22 protein-coding genes are annotated in these 18,321 nt (G+C 40.3%); 19 read left to right on the plus strand and 3 right to left on the minus strand.

Annotated elements, in window-relative coordinates:
* Positions 1-138 precede the first annotated feature (138 nt).
* Entirely contained in the window at positions 139-645 is a 507-nt protein-coding gene (locus AC0VXY_RS10830) for a GNAT family N-acetyltransferase (RefSeq protein WP_435990817.1), read from the minus strand.
* Between the two features lie 213 nt (positions 646-858).
* Here AC0VXY_RS10830 and AC0VXY_RS10835 point away from each other — a divergent pair, with 213 nt between their 5' ends.
* Both AC0VXY_RS10835 and AC0VXY_RS10840 read left to right on the plus strand, forming a co-directional pair.
* Positions 859-1,506 carry a pentapeptide repeat-containing protein gene (locus AC0VXY_RS10835; RefSeq protein WP_435990815.1) on the plus strand — a complete coding sequence of 216 codons (648 nt, stop codon included), beginning with the start codon at positions 859-861 and terminating at the stop codon, positions 1,504-1,506.
* 250 nt (positions 1,507-1,756) lie between these two features.
* Positions 1,757-2,215, plus strand: coding sequence for a GNAT family N-acetyltransferase (locus AC0VXY_RS10840; RefSeq protein ID WP_475527768.1), 459 nt, complete (start codon positions 1,757-1,759; stop codon positions 2,213-2,215).
* A gap of 89 nt (positions 2,216-2,304) precedes the next feature.
* Here AC0VXY_RS10840 and AC0VXY_RS10845 read toward each other — a convergent pair whose 3' ends face one another.
* Positions 2,305-2,793 carry a sigma-70 family RNA polymerase sigma factor gene (locus tag AC0VXY_RS10845; RefSeq protein ID WP_475527769.1) on the minus strand — a complete coding sequence of 163 codons (489 nt, stop codon included), beginning with the start codon at positions 2,791-2,793 and terminating at the stop codon, positions 2,305-2,307.
* Positions 2,794-3,055: 262 nt separating this feature from the next.
* On the opposite strand from AC0VXY_RS10845, the gene AC0VXY_RS10850 reads away from it, so the two are divergent.
* From AC0VXY_RS10850 to AC0VXY_RS10895, 10 genes are all read left to right on the plus strand, one after another.
* Entirely contained in the window at positions 3,056-3,346 is a 291-nt protein-coding gene (locus AC0VXY_RS10850; protein ID WP_435990809.1) for a hypothetical protein, read from the plus strand.
* 304 nt (positions 3,347-3,650) lie between these two features.
* Positions 3,651-4,103, plus strand: coding sequence for an NUDIX domain-containing protein (locus AC0VXY_RS10855; RefSeq protein ID WP_435990807.1), 453 nt, complete (start codon positions 3,651-3,653; stop codon positions 4,101-4,103).
* Positions 4,104-4,133: 30 nt separating this feature from the next.
* The gene (locus AC0VXY_RS10860; RefSeq protein ID WP_475527770.1) at positions 4,134-4,322 is read left to right on the plus strand and encodes a hypothetical protein; all 189 of its coding nucleotides are present in this window, start codon (positions 4,134-4,136) and stop codon (positions 4,320-4,322) included.
* 54 nt (positions 4,323-4,376) lie between these two features.
* Positions 4,377-4,871 (plus strand): NUDIX domain-containing protein, encoded by a 495-nt coding sequence (locus tag AC0VXY_RS10865; protein WP_435994516.1) that lies wholly within the window; start codon positions 4,377-4,379, stop codon positions 4,869-4,871.
* A gap of 66 nt (positions 4,872-4,937) precedes the next feature.
* Complete coding sequence (locus AC0VXY_RS10870; RefSeq protein ID WP_475527771.1) at positions 4,938-5,621, plus strand: HAD family hydrolase; 684 nt, start codon at positions 4,938-4,940, stop codon at positions 5,619-5,621.
* A 616-nt stretch (positions 5,622-6,237) separates the two neighbouring features.
* Positions 6,238-6,513, plus strand: coding sequence for a helix-turn-helix transcriptional regulator (locus tag AC0VXY_RS10875; RefSeq protein ID WP_435990799.1), 276 nt, complete (start codon positions 6,238-6,240; stop codon positions 6,511-6,513).
* Between the two features lie 38 nt (positions 6,514-6,551).
* The gene (locus AC0VXY_RS10880) at positions 6,552-7,823 is read left to right on the plus strand and encodes an MDR family MFS transporter (RefSeq protein WP_475527772.1); all 1,272 of its coding nucleotides are present in this window, start codon (positions 6,552-6,554) and stop codon (positions 7,821-7,823) included.
* Positions 7,824-7,999: 176 nt separating this feature from the next.
* Positions 8,000-8,674: a serine/threonine protein kinase gene (locus AC0VXY_RS10885; protein ID WP_475527773.1), complete on the plus strand. Its 675-nt coding sequence runs from the start codon at positions 8,000-8,002 to the stop codon at positions 8,672-8,674.
* A gap of 149 nt (positions 8,675-8,823) precedes the next feature.
* Positions 8,824-9,900, plus strand: coding sequence for an NAD(P)H-dependent flavin oxidoreductase (locus AC0VXY_RS10890; RefSeq protein ID WP_435990793.1), 1,077 nt, complete (start codon positions 8,824-8,826; stop codon positions 9,898-9,900).
* 195 nt (positions 9,901-10,095) lie between these two features.
* On the plus strand, positions 10,096-10,785 hold the full coding sequence (locus AC0VXY_RS10895) for a hypothetical protein (RefSeq protein ID WP_435990791.1): 690 nt from the start codon (positions 10,096-10,098) through the stop codon (positions 10,783-10,785).
* 34 nt (positions 10,786-10,819) lie between these two features.
* Here AC0VXY_RS10895 and AC0VXY_RS10900 read toward each other — a convergent pair whose 3' ends face one another.
* Positions 10,820-11,299 carry a hypothetical protein gene (locus AC0VXY_RS10900; RefSeq protein ID WP_475527774.1) on the minus strand — a complete coding sequence of 160 codons (480 nt, stop codon included), beginning with the start codon at positions 11,297-11,299 and terminating at the stop codon, positions 10,820-10,822.
* Between the two features lie 94 nt (positions 11,300-11,393).
* Between AC0VXY_RS10900 and AC0VXY_RS10905 the strand changes: the two genes are divergently transcribed.
* The 7 genes from AC0VXY_RS10905 to AC0VXY_RS10935 all read left to right on the plus strand — a co-directional run bounded on the left by AC0VXY_RS10905 (position 11,394) and on the right by AC0VXY_RS10935 (position 18,304).
* Positions 11,394-11,981, plus strand: coding sequence for a vWA domain-containing protein (locus AC0VXY_RS10905; RefSeq protein ID WP_435990787.1), 588 nt, complete (start codon positions 11,394-11,396; stop codon positions 11,979-11,981).
* 186 nt (positions 11,982-12,167) lie between these two features.
* Positions 12,168-13,343: a TraB/GumN family protein gene (locus AC0VXY_RS10910; protein WP_475527775.1), complete on the plus strand. Its 1,176-nt coding sequence runs from the start codon at positions 12,168-12,170 to the stop codon at positions 13,341-13,343.
* Positions 13,344-13,427: 84 nt separating this feature from the next.
* The gene (locus AC0VXY_RS10915; protein WP_435990783.1) at positions 13,428-13,637 is read left to right on the plus strand and encodes a hypothetical protein; all 210 of its coding nucleotides are present in this window, start codon (positions 13,428-13,430) and stop codon (positions 13,635-13,637) included.
* Between the two features lie 923 nt (positions 13,638-14,560).
* Positions 14,561-15,385, plus strand: coding sequence for a M55 family metallopeptidase (locus AC0VXY_RS10920; protein WP_475527776.1), 825 nt, complete (start codon positions 14,561-14,563; stop codon positions 15,383-15,385).
* A gap of 14 nt (positions 15,386-15,399) precedes the next feature.
* Positions 15,400-16,332 carry an ABC transporter permease gene (locus AC0VXY_RS10925; RefSeq protein WP_435990779.1) on the plus strand — a complete coding sequence of 311 codons (933 nt, stop codon included), beginning with the start codon at positions 15,400-15,402 and terminating at the stop codon, positions 16,330-16,332.
* On the plus strand, positions 16,332-17,285 hold the full coding sequence (locus AC0VXY_RS10930; RefSeq protein ID WP_475527852.1) for an ABC transporter permease: 954 nt from the start codon (positions 16,332-16,334) through the stop codon (positions 17,283-17,285). Before AC0VXY_RS10925 ends, AC0VXY_RS10930 begins: the two co-directional genes overlap by 1 nt.
* A 5-nt stretch (positions 17,286-17,290) precedes the next feature.
* Positions 17,291-18,304, plus strand: a complete 1,014-nt coding sequence (locus tag AC0VXY_RS10935) for an ABC transporter ATP-binding protein (protein ID WP_475527777.1) — start codon at positions 17,291-17,293, stop codon at positions 18,302-18,304.
* The last annotated feature ends 17 nt before the right edge of the window (positions 18,305-18,321 follow it).

An 18,321-nucleotide genomic window follows, 5' to 3' on the forward strand; every position in this document is an offset into this window, starting at 1 on the left:
CTGGTATAGGTTAGGCGTGTTCTTATTCATTCAGGCAAAACCGATTATTTATAAACTATGGAAAAGAGCTGTCCGTTTAATGACCCAGCTCTTTTCGATATGAGAAAATTTTACTCAGTTATTAAATTTCCTATATAGTTAGAGTTTCAATCCGTATTTCTTTAGTTCTTCTGTATCATTGGGCAATGTCACATATCCTTCAAACTTCATATCCAATTTTTCAAGAAGTTTAGAGGAAGAATCATTATCTTTTGTCGTTATCGCCACCAGTCGTTTAATCCCGAGTTCTTTAGCAAACTCCACCGTAGCGCAAGCGGCTTCATATGCATACCCTTGAAATTGATAGTCAGTTAGAAAGGCAAAACCAATATCCACGTCTTCCAGTCCGTCTCGCTTAATCAGTCCACACAAACCGATCGGTGCATGATCAAGCTTTCGTTCTACCAAGAATAATCCGAATCCTTCTTGCTCATACATGGCTCTCGGACCTTTCAAGATATAACGATTTGCATCTTCCAAAGTATGAACCCCTTTGTCTCCAATATATTGAAGCCATCCAGGCTCATTCAATAATGTCAAAATAAATCCTGTATCCGATTCCTCCACCCATCTAAGGGAGAGACGATTCGTTTCTGTTACTTTCATAGTGAACACCCCATTTCCAATCATTCCACCTTATTGTACTTGAAATAGTTAAGAGAGGAAATTCATTATTTTCTCTTAACTACGCTTAATGCTATAAACTTGACCACTAACACCATTGCGAGACACACACCTATTAAAAATCCAAGACTACTATTCAATTTTCTTCATGTTATAGTTTCTTTATACAAAATGAACATAATCTGAGGTGTAATCATGGGCCACAAATTTAAAATCGAAGACCCGAAAATCCCTGCTCGTTTAAGGTCTGCCAATTTTCAAGATATCTATTATGAAGAAGATCCATTCCTATCGAATTGTACGATAGAAAATACGGGGTTGGACCTGGAAGAGATCGATCAGCTCGTACTATCAAAAGTTATGTTTAAAAATGTCTCATTCACCGGTGCATCTTTCCCCCGTATCGACATGACAGATGTCGTGTTTGAAAACTGCGATCTGTCGAATGTAAACTTCAGTGAAGGAATCATCCATCGGGTCATCTTCAAAGAATGCAAATTATTGGGTGTGAATTTTACCGGTGCTCATTTAGGAAATGTCCGTTTTGAAGAGTGCCTGGCAAATATGTGTGACTTTGTTGAAGCAAGATTAAAACAGGTAACATATAACAAGACCTTTTTACAAAATGCCAATTACTCTGACTGTGAACTGCTTAAGGTCAACTTTAATCAGTGCAATCTTAATGATATTGACTTCACTCAGACTAACCTAAAGGGTATTGATATTAGTACATGCAGGTTTACACGCATCAATGTAGCCCTTGAAAATCTTTCTGGTTGTGAAGTTTCACCTGAGCAGGCGATCGGGTTTGCAAGCTTATTGGGATTGAAAGTGAAGGAGTAGTATAAAGACTGTTGTTGTTCAAAACTTCCTTTATCTATGAGTTGACAAGGCAGAATGCCGGAAAAGCTGGTGGCTTGATTGCCATCGCTGCCTATCCGCAGTTTCTTCGTAAATCCAAGAGTTAATGACAGATAAAAAATAATTTCTATTTATTTTAAAAAATGAAAATACGCTCCTTATTTCTTGAAATTTATGGTATGATTCAATGGTCTAAAATACAAGAACATCATGGAGTGAAAGGGGAACATATTTGAATAAGAATCATGTGAAAATCGCAGAAGTAAACGCCGAAAATTGGTACGAATGCTGTCAGCTGGAACTATCTATTGAGCAACAGGAATATATTGAGCCCAATGCCATATCAATCGCTCAATCAAAATTCGAGCCGACTTTAAAACCATTCGCCATTTATTATGAAGATAAAATAGTTGGATTCCTAATGTTCAATTCTGAACCTGAAGAATTGGATGCTTATTGGGTATACCGGATCATGGTGGATAAAAACTATCAAGGTAAAGGAATCGGAAAAGCCGCAACTGATCTGATGATCCATGAAATGACAGAAACCTATGATATTAATAGAATTGTAGTAGGATACCATCCCGAAAATCAAGGGGCCCACCGCTTATATGAGAGTTTAGGATTTATCGATCATGGTGACCGATTTGGCAGGGAAATGGCTGTAGTGAAAGAAGTTACGGTTAACTAACATATTTTGAAAGGGCCTAAAATGATTGGCCCTTTGTGAATTGAGGTTACATTAGAAGCTGAAAGTACCTATCATCTTAAACGAAAGACTTACCCTCTAATCTCCAATATTCCCCGAACCTTTTCCTTTGCGCCCTTCCTCCACTTTTTCACAGCGGATATGGATACATTCTCTACCTCTGCAATTTCACTTACTGTCAGCATATGCAGACAAGTATACATGACCCATTTTCTCTGATTCGCAGTTAAGTCGCCACAGTAACTGAATAGTATTTCTTCGGCCAGTCCTTCTTTGATATGCTCATCCTCGATCATGTCAAAAAACTCCGTCTCTTTGAAAATACTTTTTTCTTCATTTCGATTTTCATTTGTCAATTGAGAAAGTATTCTGCCTCGAACATATGAATAAGCATAAGCAGGAAATGCCCCTTTTTCCGGGTCGAACTTTTGATGTGCCTCCCAAAGTGCAATGAGGCCGGTCTGATAGTATTCAGGTTTGTTTTTGTAAATGTGTAAAGAATGAATGATCTTGTGAATCATCCTGTCATATTGCATATGAAGCTCTTCGAATTTCTCCAAGTCAGTATCCTTTTGACCGGCGCGCCGTTCTTTGTATTCCCAGGTAGCTTAACCTTACAAAGTGTCTGAGCTTGAGACAAAAGGGGGAAATACTTGTTTTCAAAGGGGAAACTGAAACTTCTCAAGGATACTCATCATCGTTAGGTGATAAGGAATTCATCGTTTTGCTAAAAATCTATATGAATGTTGTAAACTGAAAGTGTTTAACAACATTCCCCATTAGCAATACTAAAAGGACCATCCACTATAAGGAGGTCCTAATATGCCTAAGAAAAGTGATGAACACTCAGATCTACTGGTTCAGAAAAATGCAGAGATTGAAAAGCTTGAACAAATGTTAGCCGCCGTCCTTCACTACTTATCCGATGATGAAATTGAAGAGATTGATATCGAATATCTACTTTCGAATACGGATAACCTCAGGGAATGGTGGGGTAGTTATCGGGAGAAAAACAAAAAGAAGCTGGAAGATGAGATAAAAGGGTCCTTAAACAGGTTATCTCTTGAGGAATTAGAACATATCCGGGAACAAATAAAGAATAAAAATGAATAACATCCAGCGGTTTAGAAGTCTAAATGCCCTATAGATAAACACCAATGAAAACATCATAATAATATTATGTAAATTAAATACTATGCAGGAAAATGAATATCGTTAGGTAGATGCCAAGGATCGTCTGCATCTTAAAATGTTATTCCTGCTTAAGAAATGACTGTACCATGTGGAGTCACTTTACAACTTAGGCAGGATTTAAGATGTTAAATATTGAAAAAGAGTAAAGGAATGTTAAAGGTTTACTAATTACATTCAGTGTCAAACGTTTTATACATATGAGAAATAGAAGGAGAATAACCCGATGCAAATACGTAACTCAGCAAAAGCCATCATTATCATAGACAACAAAATACTTCTGACGAAAAACAAAGACGAAGTCAATATTTTTTATCTTTTCCCAGGGGGTGGACAAGAACATGGTGAAACACTCCATGAGGCGTTAAAAAGAGAATGCCTTGAGGAAATTGGATGCGAGGTGTCAGTAGGGGAACTAGTCCATGTAAGGGAGTATATCGGTAAGAACCATGAACACGCAGCATTTGATTCCGAATTGCATCAAATGGAGCTTTATTTCGAGTGTACGCTAGTCCATGAATGGAACAGTGATCAGACTCCATCTAATCCCGATAGTCATCAAGTCGGGGTAGAGTGGATTGATTTGAGTGCACTGAAAGAATATAGATTCTATCCTAAAGAAATAGAATCATATATTGTCAATAAATCATCCAAGGTTTATCTGGGGGACATTAATTAGTTCTATTTATTCAAAAAAGGAGGGAAATGATTGATGAGAATAAGTACTTTTATTTTGACTGGCATATTGGCAGGCATTTATTCAAGTGTGTTAGATGGTTTTGAACAGGACTACAACTTGAATTCCATCTTTAGTGCCTTCCTCTTAACGCTGTTAACGATTGGGACCGGGCTTCTATTACACAGGCTTTCGTCCATAGAAAAGTCGAGGGAATTCTGACTAAACTCTTCTAGAGAATATACGTAAAAGTCTATAGTAAACGGAGTGATAATGATGAATTCTACATATGTATGGTGGGGGGAATCCAAAGTGAAGTTGACATGGCGGCAAAATTCTATCCTTCCTGACACATCACGGGTCACCAGTGTGCATGGATTCTGTTTTAAAGATGGAAAGCTGCTTTTGGTGAATCTTCATAAGCGAGGCTGGGATTTTCCAGGTGGGCATCTTGAAAAGGGTGAATCCCCTGAAGGATGCTTGAAGAGGGAAGTGATGGAGGAAGCCTATGTATCCGGCTCTTCTCACTTTTTAGGTTACCTGATCGTGGATCATCATGATAATCCCCACTGGAATGAACAAAGCCCCTATCCCAAATTAGGCTTTCAACTTTTTTATAGAGTGGACGTGGATGAAATATATACATTCGAAGCAGAATATGAATCCGCTGAACGATGTTGGGTCGAGCCAGATCAAGTAGCTGATTATTATTCTGATTGGAACGGAGTGTACGGGGAGATTCTCTCCCATGCTCGAACAGTAAATTTGTAGGTTTTCAATTTAAATAGGAGTTCCATGCTTAGATTAATAAATATAGAGGGGTGGAGATGGTCAGTTATGATAAAAGCTGCACTATTCGATCTTGATGGAACGCTTTTAAACAGGGATGCTTCTGTCCAAATATTCATCACAAAACAATATGAACGACTCTATCATTGGCTTCATCATATCCCGAAAGATTTATATATTTCCAGGTTCATTGAATTAGATCAGAGGGGTTATGTGTGGAAAGACAGGGTTTATAAGCAGCTTATCGATGAGTTTTCAATCAAAGGATTAACTTGGGAAGAACTGCTTGATGATTATATCAGTCAATTTAGACACAGTTGTGTAGCATTTCCCCATTTACATAATATGCTGGCTGAATTAAAAAACGGTGGTATACAATTGGGGATAATCACGAATGGCTTCGGCAGATTTCAAATGGACAACATCCTGGCCCTTGAAATAGAGCCTTACTTTCAAGAAATTCTTGTCTCTGAATGGGAAGGAGTGAAAAAGCCCGATCCTGAAATCTTTAAGAGGGCGATAAAAAGATTACATGTAAAACCTGAAGAATGTATTTTTGTGGGAGACCACCCTGAGTATGATGTGTATGGTGCCCAAAAAATAGGGATGAAGGGGATTTGGAAAAGAGACCCCCATAGGACCGATGCAAAGCATGGAGATGCTGTGATTGATGACTTGTCTGATTTACCACGCTGCATAAGGAGCTTTGAATTTTCTGAACGGACCATTTAAAGAGCGAAATCGCCATCTAACATACTTTTTTAGACAAAGCTACCACTATTAAATTCATGGAATTTCTAGTATAATAGTCTTCTTGATACTACATATTCAGCGTAGCGCACTGGAATTGAATCAAATCAGGAGGGTCTAAATTGTTAGAATTCAGTAAATTATTAACAGAACCAGTAAAAACAGTTGCCATTAATATAGCAATTGTTTCATTGGTTACCATATCTCTTACCACACTTATATATACGGTACTTAAATTCATTAAGTTACCAGAAAAGTTCATAGAAAATATCATCGGCCTGGTCGTCGTGTTCGTAGGAATCGGCACAGTTTACTATTCACTTAGATGGGATCTATTCCTCGCATTATAACTATCTATACAATCTGCAAAAAGCATCTACATGGTGCTTTTTTCTTTTATCAACATTTATCTAAAAAAACATTTGTCCTTCACAAACTTCATCCTAAAGTCTTACTTCCTTTCATCTGAAATGACCATGTTATGCCCCCGCCAAATCAATATAGTATAAATAGTAAAGGAATAATCCCCTTGATAATATGGAGAAATTTCTATATATTTAGTAAATGCGATTTTACCAAATGTTGGAGGCAGCTACCTATGAATGATATGAAGAAATTTTGTAACTCCATTAACTCCTGTTTCACCAAAGAGAGTTCGCCTTTTGACAAAAGAAATATGGGCGAGATTGTATCCTTACTACGTGTGAAATCTCAACTGACGCAAGAGGAGCTGGCTCAAAAAGCAAATGTATCTACCCAAACCATTAAAAGACTTGAAGGAGGGAAAGAAAAGGTAAGTGATATCACTTGTCGAGAAATAATAGAAGCACTGGGGGTTAATATTTCTCGACTGACAAAGCTTCTAGACGAATGAAATGAACGACCGTTCAATTATAGAGAGAAGGAATACATATGAGATTCAGAGATTTTCATAAAAATATTAAAATACGTATCATTGAAACATTTATGAGCCGCTTTATTGGGAGCATGGTCTTTCCGTTTATGTCGATCTACCTGGCCGTTCATTTTGGAACAAAGGTAGCAGGATTATTACTTTTGATCAATGTATTTGTAGGAATAGGAATCAACTTTCTCGGAGGATATTTTGCTGATCAATTTGGCCGGAAGAAAATCATGTTATTCGCAGAAACGCTCAGGTTTCTGGCTTTCATCACCATGATGGTTTGTAACTCGCCCTGGTTTGAATCTGCCCCTGTCACATTCGCCATGATGACGGTCAACAGCATTTGCTGGGGCCTTGCAGGACCTGCCAATCAGGCTATGATGATCGATGTCAGCACACCTCCTCAACGGAAGCTCATGTACTCAATTACCTATTGGGCAAACAATCTGTCCATCGCAATCGGAGGAATCATAGGGGCTTTCTTATTCAAGGATTACCTTTTCGAGCTCTTTCTGGCACTGAGTGTTGCATCCGCCATTACCGCAACCTTGGTGGCATTCTTCATTGATGAGAGCTATACGCCGTCGGAAACCGAGTTGACAGCCCCTCAGCACGTTAAACAACTTATATCAAACTACGGAAAGGTCATGCATGACAAGCTGTTTGTTCTGTTTACCATTGCGGGGGTGCTTATTCTTTCCATGGAGTTCCAGCTCACGAATTACATAGGTATTCGACTAAGTGAAGAAATGCCTTCGCAACCGTTTCTTTTCTGGGACATAGACGGCGTCCAAACAATGGGGATCCTTCGAAGTGAAAATACGATTCTGGTCGTCTTCCTCATGCTTTTTGTCACGAGGATTCCACATTCGTTCAAAGACAAAACCGTACTAGTGTGGAGTTGTTTCTTCTTTTCAATAGGGTATGCGGCACTTGCTTATTCAAATAACTTGTTCACTTTGTTCTTGATGATGGGGGTACTAACGGTGGGAGAAGTCTTCCGCGTGCCCGTAGAGCAATCATATATGGCGGCCATTCCCCCTGATGATGCCCGTAGTTCCTATATGGCATTTAACGGGCTGAAGTTTAACCTCTCCATGTTGATCGCATCCGTCACCGTAACCCTCGGAGCGATCCTACCATCGAGCCTCATGGCAGCGATCATCCTCTCCATTGGACTTATTGGTACGGGTATTTTAAAAATCATTTCTCCAGAATTGGAGAGGCGAAAAGCAGGCGCAGAGCTGAAGCAGAGTCATGACGCTGTTAAAGCAGGTTAGGATATACGACGGAAATACACTATGGGAGTGTTCAGTCCTGGATTGTTTAAATTTACTAGGTAGATGAGAAGGCTTTGAGTTGAAATTTGAAATGGGCGAATGCTATATTATCCTGAATAAGGTACGAATCCCTTTCATACCTTTTAAAAGAGACCAATCGGACGAGGGGAGAGTCTATGGATAATAAATGGGAAGTCGCACTACCTTCTTTATCTCAAATGACCGTGTCTTCAAATGCAAATAATGAGCCTGTCACAATCCATGGTGGTGATGAAACATTACGATGCATTGGTGTCGGGACAGACGCGGCGGTCTTTCAATCCATTTATGCACCCGAATTTGCTTTCAAATTATATGCAGAAGATAAAAGATCTAAAATAAAAAGTGAAGAAAAAGTCTATCAAACCATCGGAGATTCCCCTTATTTTTCCACCTGCTATGCAGCATATGATACATTACTGGTGTTAAGTTTTGAAGAAGGAGCAACCCTTTTTGATTGTTTGCTGCAGGGAATCAAGATTCCTGAACAAGTGGTAGAAGACGTGGAAAATGCAAGACAATATGTTCGGGATCAAGGAATGAACCCTCGTGATATTCACTTGAAAAACATTTTATTGCAAAATGGAAGGGCGAAAATCATTGATGTATCCGAATATATCCAACCTGGAAATGATTTCAGATGGGAGCATTTAAAGAAAGCTTATGAAGACCATTACCACCTTATAGAAGGACGGGCCGTACCATTTTGGTTATTGGAGACCATACGAAAGTGGTATAATTCATGGAATAAGCATTATAGTTCATATGAGGAGTTCATGAAAAGAGTAACAAATTTTACTTCCTTTAAATAAGTCTTAAGCGTTCAAGGCTTCTGTTGCTTTGTACGCTTTTTTGATGAAGAAGAGGTATCGATGAACTCGAATGAGTTGTACAACATGATTCCTTTTGACATAATTCAATTTAGAATAACCTTATGTAGGATAGAAACAGGAGGGAGAATATGTGGTTTCAAAACGAAGTAACAAAGAGTCTGTGTACAAAATATCCTATCATCCAAGCAGGAATGGCTGGAGGGGTCACAACCCCAGCACTGGTTGCTTCTGTATCAAATTCCGGGGGGCTGGGGACGATTGGAGCAGGGTATATGTCTGTCACGGATCTCAATGAAAGTATCAAACAAGTAAAAAAGCAAACGAACCTGCCATTTGGGGTGAATTGTTTCATTCCTGAGGCACCGGAGTATAGTGAAGAACAGTTAAACCATATGCAAAAATTACTGAAACCATTTAAAGAAGAGTTGAATCTATTCAATGAAGGTCAATTCGCTTTAAAACAAATTGATCTTGAAAGACAGATTGAAACGATCATAAAGGAAAGGGTGCCTGTCTGCAGCTTTACATTTGGAATTCCGCCAAAGGAAATAATGAAAGAGTTGAAAAAAGAAGGTATTAAAGTGATTGGAACTGCGACGACGGTGGAAGAAGCATTGATCAATCAAGAGAGTGGAGTGGATTTGATCGTCGCACAGGGAAGTGAGGCGGGTGGTCACAGGGGTACATTTATTGGTACATACGATGAATCGATGATAGGGACGTTTTCACTTATTCCACAAGTAGTGGATGCTGTAGGAGTACCGGTTATTGCTGCAGGAGGAGTAATGGATGGAAGAGGCGTGATAGCAGCACTTGCTCTGGGTGCAAAAGGAGTTCAGATGGGTACAGCTTTTCTTACAAATAAAGAAAGTGGAGCAAAAGACATACACAAAAAAGCTATTTTACACGCGGAAGAGACAAATACAATCATCACATCTGCATTCAGCGGTAAGCCGGCAAGGGGCATGGCAAACTCATTCACAAACATAATGAAAGAGTATGAGAATCAATTCCTTCCTTACCCTGTGCAAAACGCATTGACAAAAGAAATAAGAAGGGAAGCCGGCAATCAACATAACTCTGAACTAATGTCATTATGGTCTGGACAAAGCCCGCGGCTCAGTAGGGACGTATATGTGGATGAACTGATTGATTCCCTGGTAAAAGAAGTAGAAAAAGGATTATTAAGATTGACCAGACAGTGACGGTTTTGATAGATTTCAACATCATTTACTCATCTTTAGTCCCATTATCCCAAATCTTGTTTTCCCATTATTTAACCTTGTAATACTTTCTAGCAAAGGTATAATTTTGATATAAGGAAAGCGCTTTTTTATTTAACGCAAATTTTCACAATAATTAAAATTCAATTTTTGAGGTGCATTTTCTAGGAGGTTCGCATGAGAGAAATTTTACCTGGATCCATATTGTCTCACATTCAATACGGATATCAAAAAGTTCCTAAGAAAGTCAAAAGTCAATGTCCAAACTGCTCTAAGACCAGTGAATTTGTGTTGAAAGCCAATTTCTATCAAGTGAATAAGACAGGGTTATTCGCAGAGGCAAACTGTTCGGAGTGTAAGAAACCGGCTGTTTTCGTAATCATGTTGAATGATGATTCGATTCATCACAAGGAGGAAGCGGGTCTTTATATTTATGATCCACTGGCTACAAATGGGCCTTTGGATCAGATCCAGGGGAATAAACGGATTCCCCAGGACCTAGTCCGTTCGTTCCGTTCTGCATTGAATGTTAGCCAGTCCAAAGATAACTCCGCAACGGCTGTAATGTCAAAACGAGTCTTGGAAAGTGTCCTGAAGAATTTCAATGGTGATCAATCACCAGGTCAATCCCTGTCGGAACAATTCGATCAGCTGCCAAAGAATGTAGATCTGTCAAAACCCATCCAGGCCCTCAGCCATCTTGTTCATCCAAAATCAGCATTTTATGAAATGTTGGAATTGGAACGGGAGATTGACGATGAAACTGCCGGCCTGCTCATAGAGTTATTGGAAGGCTTGATAGAATACCTGTATGTTCTTCCGGAAAAAATTGAATCGTTACAGGAGAGAATTGAAAAGAAATATTAGGGGAGTAGAGTGCCGTTTCTAGCACTCTACTTTTTTATAAAGGTTTTAACCCAAGGGAATACAATGCTTGATTCACGTCATCGATGTCATAGATTTTCTTCTCTAAACAAAATTGAATCACGAGATCGAATCGGTCACTGTCTGAAAGGGAGAACCCGGCTGCATTCAATAGTTCTCCTGTGTCTTCCTCAGACAATTGCAGAGAAAGACACAGTGCTACCACAGTCCGTTTACCCGGCTTATATTCAGGAATCGATCTTATTTTGGAAAAGTGCTTTCGATCTACTCCGGCTTTTTTGTATACGGTAGCATCGGTCACACCCAATCCATCGATATGCCGAAACAACCTTTCCGAAAAAGACGCTGAATGGTGCATCTCAATAAATTCTTCCAGCTCACTGGAGTAAATTTCATCACTTAAGATGGGTTCTGATTTATGTATATCATATATTCGGAATTCTCTACTTGTCTCCACGAAATCAAGAAGCTCCTGCAAAATATGTTCATTAAGCACGCTCTCACCTCCAATTGTCGCTTCCTAAGCGACCCATTCCATACTCTTAGTGGTTATGATTATATCAGAAACGATAAAGAAAGGATGAGAAAAATTGAGAAGTGAATACACTGAAATCATTTTCTTATTAGACAGAAGTGGATCGATGAGAGGTCTTGAACATGAAACCATTGGAGGTTATAACTCTTTTATTGAAAAACAGAGTCAATTACCTGGTCAAACACTTGTGACTACCGTTCTTTTTGATGATAAGGTTGAGCAATTATGGAGTGGGAGGGAGGCAGGTAAGATACGGCTCACGAAGGACGAGTATTTTGTAAGGGGGTGCACTGCTTTAATGGATGCGGTTGGAAAAACGATTCATGAAGTAGGTCATCGCTTATCGAGGATGGAGGAAGGGGGAAGACCTGATAAAGTCATCTTTGTGATCACAACCGACGGTATGGAGAACTCGAGCGTGGAGTTCTCGGCAAGCCAGGTGAAGGATCTTATCAGTCATCAACAGGAGCGATACCATTGGGAGTTCATCTTTCTGGGAGCGAATATCAATGCTTCTCAAGAAGCATGGAATATCGGCATCGATATCGGGAATGCGTATCAATTTGAAGCTTCTTCTAAAGGGGTTGAAGAGATGTACGACGTGGTGAGTGAAGCAGTGTTTGAAAAGAGACATAAATGGTAATCATGATGTTGGGGTCCCATCTATTGGATGGGATTTTTTCATTGCCAATACATATTAGCCTTACATCAGAATCAAGATCTTTCACGATTCTGATCAGTATTTATTTAAATTTTGCCAAAACTAGTTTATCATAGTGAGGTAGATTCAATTTATTTGGAAGTCAACGGAATTAAAGGAAGGTACACGATGATAACAGAAAACGAAAAGAATATTACGAGAATACATATGGATGGGAAGGAATTCATTCTCATCGGAACCGCTCATGTGTCACGTCAGAGTGCTGAGCAGGTGAAAGAAGTGATAGAAGCTGAACGCCCGGACACGGTTTGTGTAGAGCTGGACGAACCGAGGTATCAATCCATCGTCGAAGGAGATAAGTGGAGGGACACTGATATCTTCCAAGTAATCAAGGATAAGAAAGCCACATTACTGCTCATGAACCTTGCCATTGGATCTTTCCAGCGAAGAATGGCCAAACAGTTCGGCATCAAACCGGGACAGGAAATGATTCAGGGGATCGAATCAGCGAAAGAACTAAATGCAGAACTTGTCCTTGCTGACCGTAACATCCAGGTGACATTTTCCCGGATATGGAACAGCGTCGGTTTCAGTGGGAAAGCCAAGCTATTGACCCAAATCATATACAGCATTTTCAGCACTGATACAATTACTGAGGAAGAACTCGAGAAAATCAAATCACAGGATATGCTTGATTCGATGTTGAATGAATTCACCCAAGTGTTTCCCAAACTGAAAACACCTTTGATTGATGAACGTGACCAATACCTGGCTCAAAAAATCAAGGAAGCACCTGGCGAAAAAATCGTTGCCGTTCTTGGTGCTGCACACGTTCCTGGTATCACGCAAGAAATCCATAACGAACATAACTTAGATAAGCTCAATGAGCGACCTGCTAAATCAAAATGGCCAAAAATCATCGGGTGGACCCTCCCTATCATGATCCTGGCCGTCATTGCCTACACGTTCATATCAAACCCGGATGCAGGCATACAGCAGGGTATCAGTTGGATATTATGGAATGGGGGATTCTCTGCCCTGGGGGTAGCCATTGGCATGGGGCATCCATTAGCCATATTAACAGCATTCGTCGCAGCACCTATCACTTCATTGAATCCGCTTCTGGCAGCGGGTTGGTTTGCAGGATTCGTTCAAGCCTATTTCCGCAGACCCAATGTCGGTGATTTTGACTCTCTCCCTGAAGATGTTCTGAGCATAAAAGGATTCTGGAGAAATAAAGTAACCCGCGTCCTGCTCATTGTTGTACTTGCCAATTTAGGAAGTACACTGGGGACGGTCATTGGCGGAGCAGACGTCGTAAGATTATTTCTGGAAAATATATAGAAACAAAATGAGTCATCCTCCTGGATGGCTTATTTTATATAGGTAATTGTTGGAATATTATGTTAAAATGAGTATACAAAAGCTGTGGAGGGGATTACGATAACTGAATTCATCAATCGATACGCCCATTGGCTCCTTCTGCTAATTACTGGATTGAGTATCGGGATGGGATTTACAATCCTCACATCTTCGGTTCAAGGAATCATTGCAGGCATATTTGGCATAGCAGGATTTTTGGGCGTTACCTATCTAGTCATCCATATGGAAGTGCAGAAGAGGAAGAATGGAAAATAAAAAAATTCAAAACTTCAGATTCAGTAACTCAAAAGAACAGGTTGAGCAGTTGAGTTTTCAATTGAATATTGTACATATACAAGGAGAAGCCGCAAAATCTATATTTAAATGTAACGGCACAGCCACGTTTTCAAAACAGATCTTTGGGTAAATAGTAGTTAACCTTTACCCACGACCTTGTGAGGAGAGAATAATAGGTCTAAGAAAATGGTTAATTCATTTTAGTTACATAATTCATTTTTGAAGAATATATTGAAAATACAAGCTTATATTTATTATAATAACAGAAAGGATTTATAGAGGAGGATCTAATGGACACCCACAGGAGTAAAAGAATCTCAAAGTTATACAGAAAGTTAATTACTTCTGATGCAACGCAAGCTTTCCTTATTTATAAAGGCCTAGATGAGACAACGAAAGCAGAATTACTTGATTTAGTGGCAGAGATGGGCTCTCAGCACTCAGAAAAATTGATGAATAAAATAAGCTAACATACATGTACCGAGTTTAAGACCTGGAGAGATGAGTACTCCAGGTCTTTTTCTTATGGAATACGATTGACGTTTATCAGCGAAAAAAATAATATATCAATAAAATAATGATAAGCCATATGTCCTCCATTGAATACTTTACTTCAATGATATTTGACATATACATAGAAAAAGAGTGCGGTGTGATTTCGATTAGGAAATCCACCCCTTTTTTTTATGTCAATCCGATTCCGTGATTCCATTGAACTATTACGTCTTACTTTATGGAGAAATATCCAGTTGAAAACAATCCTTTATAGTTCATAATTCCTTTTTTTATGAAAATAGGAATATATTCCTTTTTATTCAAAAAATTATTGTAATTAAATGCTATAATAATTATAATATTAAGAAAATTTAATAAATATTTCCTAAGAAAGGAGGGAACACTTAATGAACGTATATATGTCGGTTGATATGGAGGGAATAACTGGCCTGGTGGATCATACGCAGGTCTCATCAGATAAGCATAATTATGAACGAGGAAGAATCATTATGACAGAAGAGGCGAATGCCGTAGTGACTGCTGCCTTTGATTCAGGCTGCAAGGAGGTATTGGTGAATGACAGTCATTCACAGATGAACAATTTGTTAATAGAAAAATTGCACCCTGAAACGAAACTGATATCCGGTGGAGTGAAACCATATTCCATGGTTGAAGGACTGGATGAGACGTTTGATGGGGCTTTTTTTGTGGGTTATCACGCCATGGCTTCCACGAAAGGCGTAATGTCCCATTCCATGATCTTTGGGGTGCGGAACATGTACATCAATGATGTAGCCGTGGGTGAACTGGGATTCAATGCATACGTTGCAGGGTACTATGGGGTTCCGGTATTAATGATTGCCGGGGATGATCAGGCCGCACAGGAAGCAGAAGCATTAATTCCAAATGTGACAACTGCCGTGGTGAAGGAAACGATTTCCCGTTCTGTTGCAAAGAGCCTTACCCCGGAGAAATCAAAACAATTATTAAAAAAGAAAACAGAAGAAGCGATACATAATAAGAAAAAGGTACAACCACTCACTCCTCCTGAACATCCAACTTTACGTATCGAGTTTGCAAATTACGGACAGGCGGAGTGGGCAAGTCTCATGCCGGGAACCATTCATGAAGTTGATACCACGATTGTGAGGTTTGAGGCCAGAGATATCCTTGAAGCCTATAGAGCCATGCTGGTCATGACTGAACTCGCGATGAGAACAACATTCTGTTAGGAAGTGTGAGATCAATGAGTACATATTTGTTGAAACGATTACTAGCCATGGTCATAACCCTCTGGCTGATTGTGACGTTAACGTTTTTCCTGATGCATACCATACCAGGATCCCCCTTCAATGAAGAACGGAATACGAGTGACATGGTACAACAAAATCTAGAAGCTCATTACCATTTGAATGAGCCGTTGATGGTGCAATATCTTTTATATTTAAAATCACTTATCTCATTGGACTTTGGTCCTTCTATCACTCAGCCATCGCAAACAGTGAACGATTTGCTGGGGAGGGGATTTCCGATTTCATTTGAACTTGGTATGACGACTCTCATCATCGCTGTGCTTTCAGGAATCATCCTGGGGGTTTTGGCAGCCCTTAGACATAATGGCATCATCGACTATCTGGCGATGACATTTGCCGTACTTGGAATTTCAATTCCGAATTTCGTCATGGCGACTTTATTGATTCAACAAGTGGCTGTAACTTGGGGAATCCTTCCGGTTGCCACATGGACAAGCTGGCGACACATGATTCTCCCGACTCTTGCATTAGCCACAGGACCAATGGCCATCATCGCCCGTCTTACCCGCTCGAGTATGCTGGAAGTGTTGACACAGGATTATATACGGACAGCACGCGCTAAGGGATTGTCACCAGTCAAGATTGTAGTGAAACATGCTTTGAGAAATGCATTGCTGCCGGTGGTCACTGTACTTGGTACACTTGCTGCTGGGATCTTGACAGGAACCTTCGTCATTGAACAGATCTTTGCCATTCCAGGTATGGGAAAATACTTTGTCGAAAGTATCAATCAACGTGATTATCCGGTGATTATGGGAACAACGGTATTTTATAGTGCCTTCCTTATTGTCATGTTGTTTTTAGTCGATCTGGCATATGGTTTCCTTGATCCACGGATAAAGTTACATAAGAAGGAGGCAAAATGATGGGGGTTCCAAATCAACAAGAGCCACTCGCGACTCCAGACGTAAGGGATGAATGGTTCACACCCAAGAAGATGAATAAAGAAGATGCTGAAGCAGTGGTGAGACCGAGCCTTTCCTATTGGCAGGATGCCTGGAAGCGCCTCATGAAAAATAAACTGGCCATGCTTGGATTAGTATTCTTAACTGCACTAATCATTATGGCGGTCGTCGGCCCGATTATTTCTCCACACGACGTCACTAAGCAAACCTTGTCCAATCAAAATCTGCCGCCTTCTGGTCAACATTGGTTTGGTACGGACGATATGGGAAGAGATGTATTTACCCGTACATGGTATGGAGCACGGATTTCGTTGTTCGTAGGGTTCATGGCAGCGCTTATCGATTTTGTGATCGGGATTGTATACGGTGGCATTGCAGGTTACAAAGGCGGAAAAACGGATAACGTCATGATGCGCATTGTTGAAATATTATACGGATTACCATATCTGCTTGTCGTTATTCTATTGATGGTAGTTATGGGTCCGGGTCTCTTGACGATTATCGTAGCCTTAACCGTGACCGGGTGGATCGGGATGGCCAGGATTGTAAGGGGACAGGTGCTTCAGATTAAAAACTATGAATTTATTTTAGCTTCAAAAACATTCGGGACGAAAACCGCGCGAATCATCAGAAAGAATCTGCTCCCCAATACAATGGGACCGATTATCGTACAAATGACATTGACGGTACCTAGCGCCATTTTTGCTGAAGCTTTCTTAAGCTTCCTTGGACTCGGCATCCAAGCACCATACGCAAGCTGGGGAGTGATGGCCAATGACGGCTTATCTACGATTCTATCGGGATACTGGTGGCGCTTATTCTTTCCTGCTCTATTCATATCATTGACTATGTTTTCATTCAATGTGTTGGGAGACGGTTTACAGGATGCACTGGATCCGAAATTAAGGAGGTAATCACCATGAGTAAAGTTTTATCTGTACAAGATCTCCATGTCTCCTTTACGACCTATGGCGGAGAAGTCAAGGCAGTCAGGGGAGTAAGTTTTGATTTACATAAGGGGGAGACGTTGGCGATTGTAGGCGAATCCGGCTGCGGGAAGAGTGTGACTTCCCAGAGCATTATGAGACTGATCCCGAATCCTCCCGGGAAAGTGACTGGCGGCAGGATCCTCTTTAAGGGAAGAGACCTTTTAAAGGTAACCGAACCCAAAATGAGGAAAGTGCGGGGAGCCGATATTTCCATGATCTTTCAGGATCCCATGACAGCACTAAATCCGACCTTGACCATTGGTGAACAGATCATGGAAGGGATATTGCAACACAACGATGTATCCAAGAAAGAGGCGAAACAAAAAGCGATCGACATGCTTAAGCTTGTGAGTATTCCAAATCCGTTGGAGAGACTGAAGCAGTATCCACACCAATTCAGCGGGGGAATGCGGCAGCGGATTGTGATTGCCATGTCCCTAGTGTGTGAACCTGATGTCTTAATTGCGGATGAACCGACAACAGCCCTTGATGTTACCATACAAGCCCAAATACTTGAATTGTTTAAAGAGATCCAGAAGAAGACGGGTGTATCGATTATTTTAATCACACATGATTTGGGAGTTGTGGCTCAAGTGGCTGACCGAATTGCCGTCATGTATGCAGGGAAAATAGTAGAAGAAGGAAACAGGCGAGAAATTTTTTATCACTCCCAACATCCTTATACTCAAGGACTGCTGGGATCCGTCCCAAGGCTTGATCTTGATGGGGAAGACCTGATACCGATTCCCGGTTCTCCGCCTGATTTATTTTCTCCGCCTGTTGGGTGCCCATTTGTTCCACGTTGTGAAAAAGCGATGGAAGTATGCGACCGTGTATATCCCGTAAAGACACAGTTATCGAACGAACACCATGTCGACTGCTGGCTCCAGGATAAAAGAGCCAACAAAGTCAAGCTTTCATCGGTCAGTTTAACCATTCGTTAAAATGATCGTTGAATAGA

Source organism: Rossellomorea sp. QJM3NY_18 (assembly GCF_056173145.1).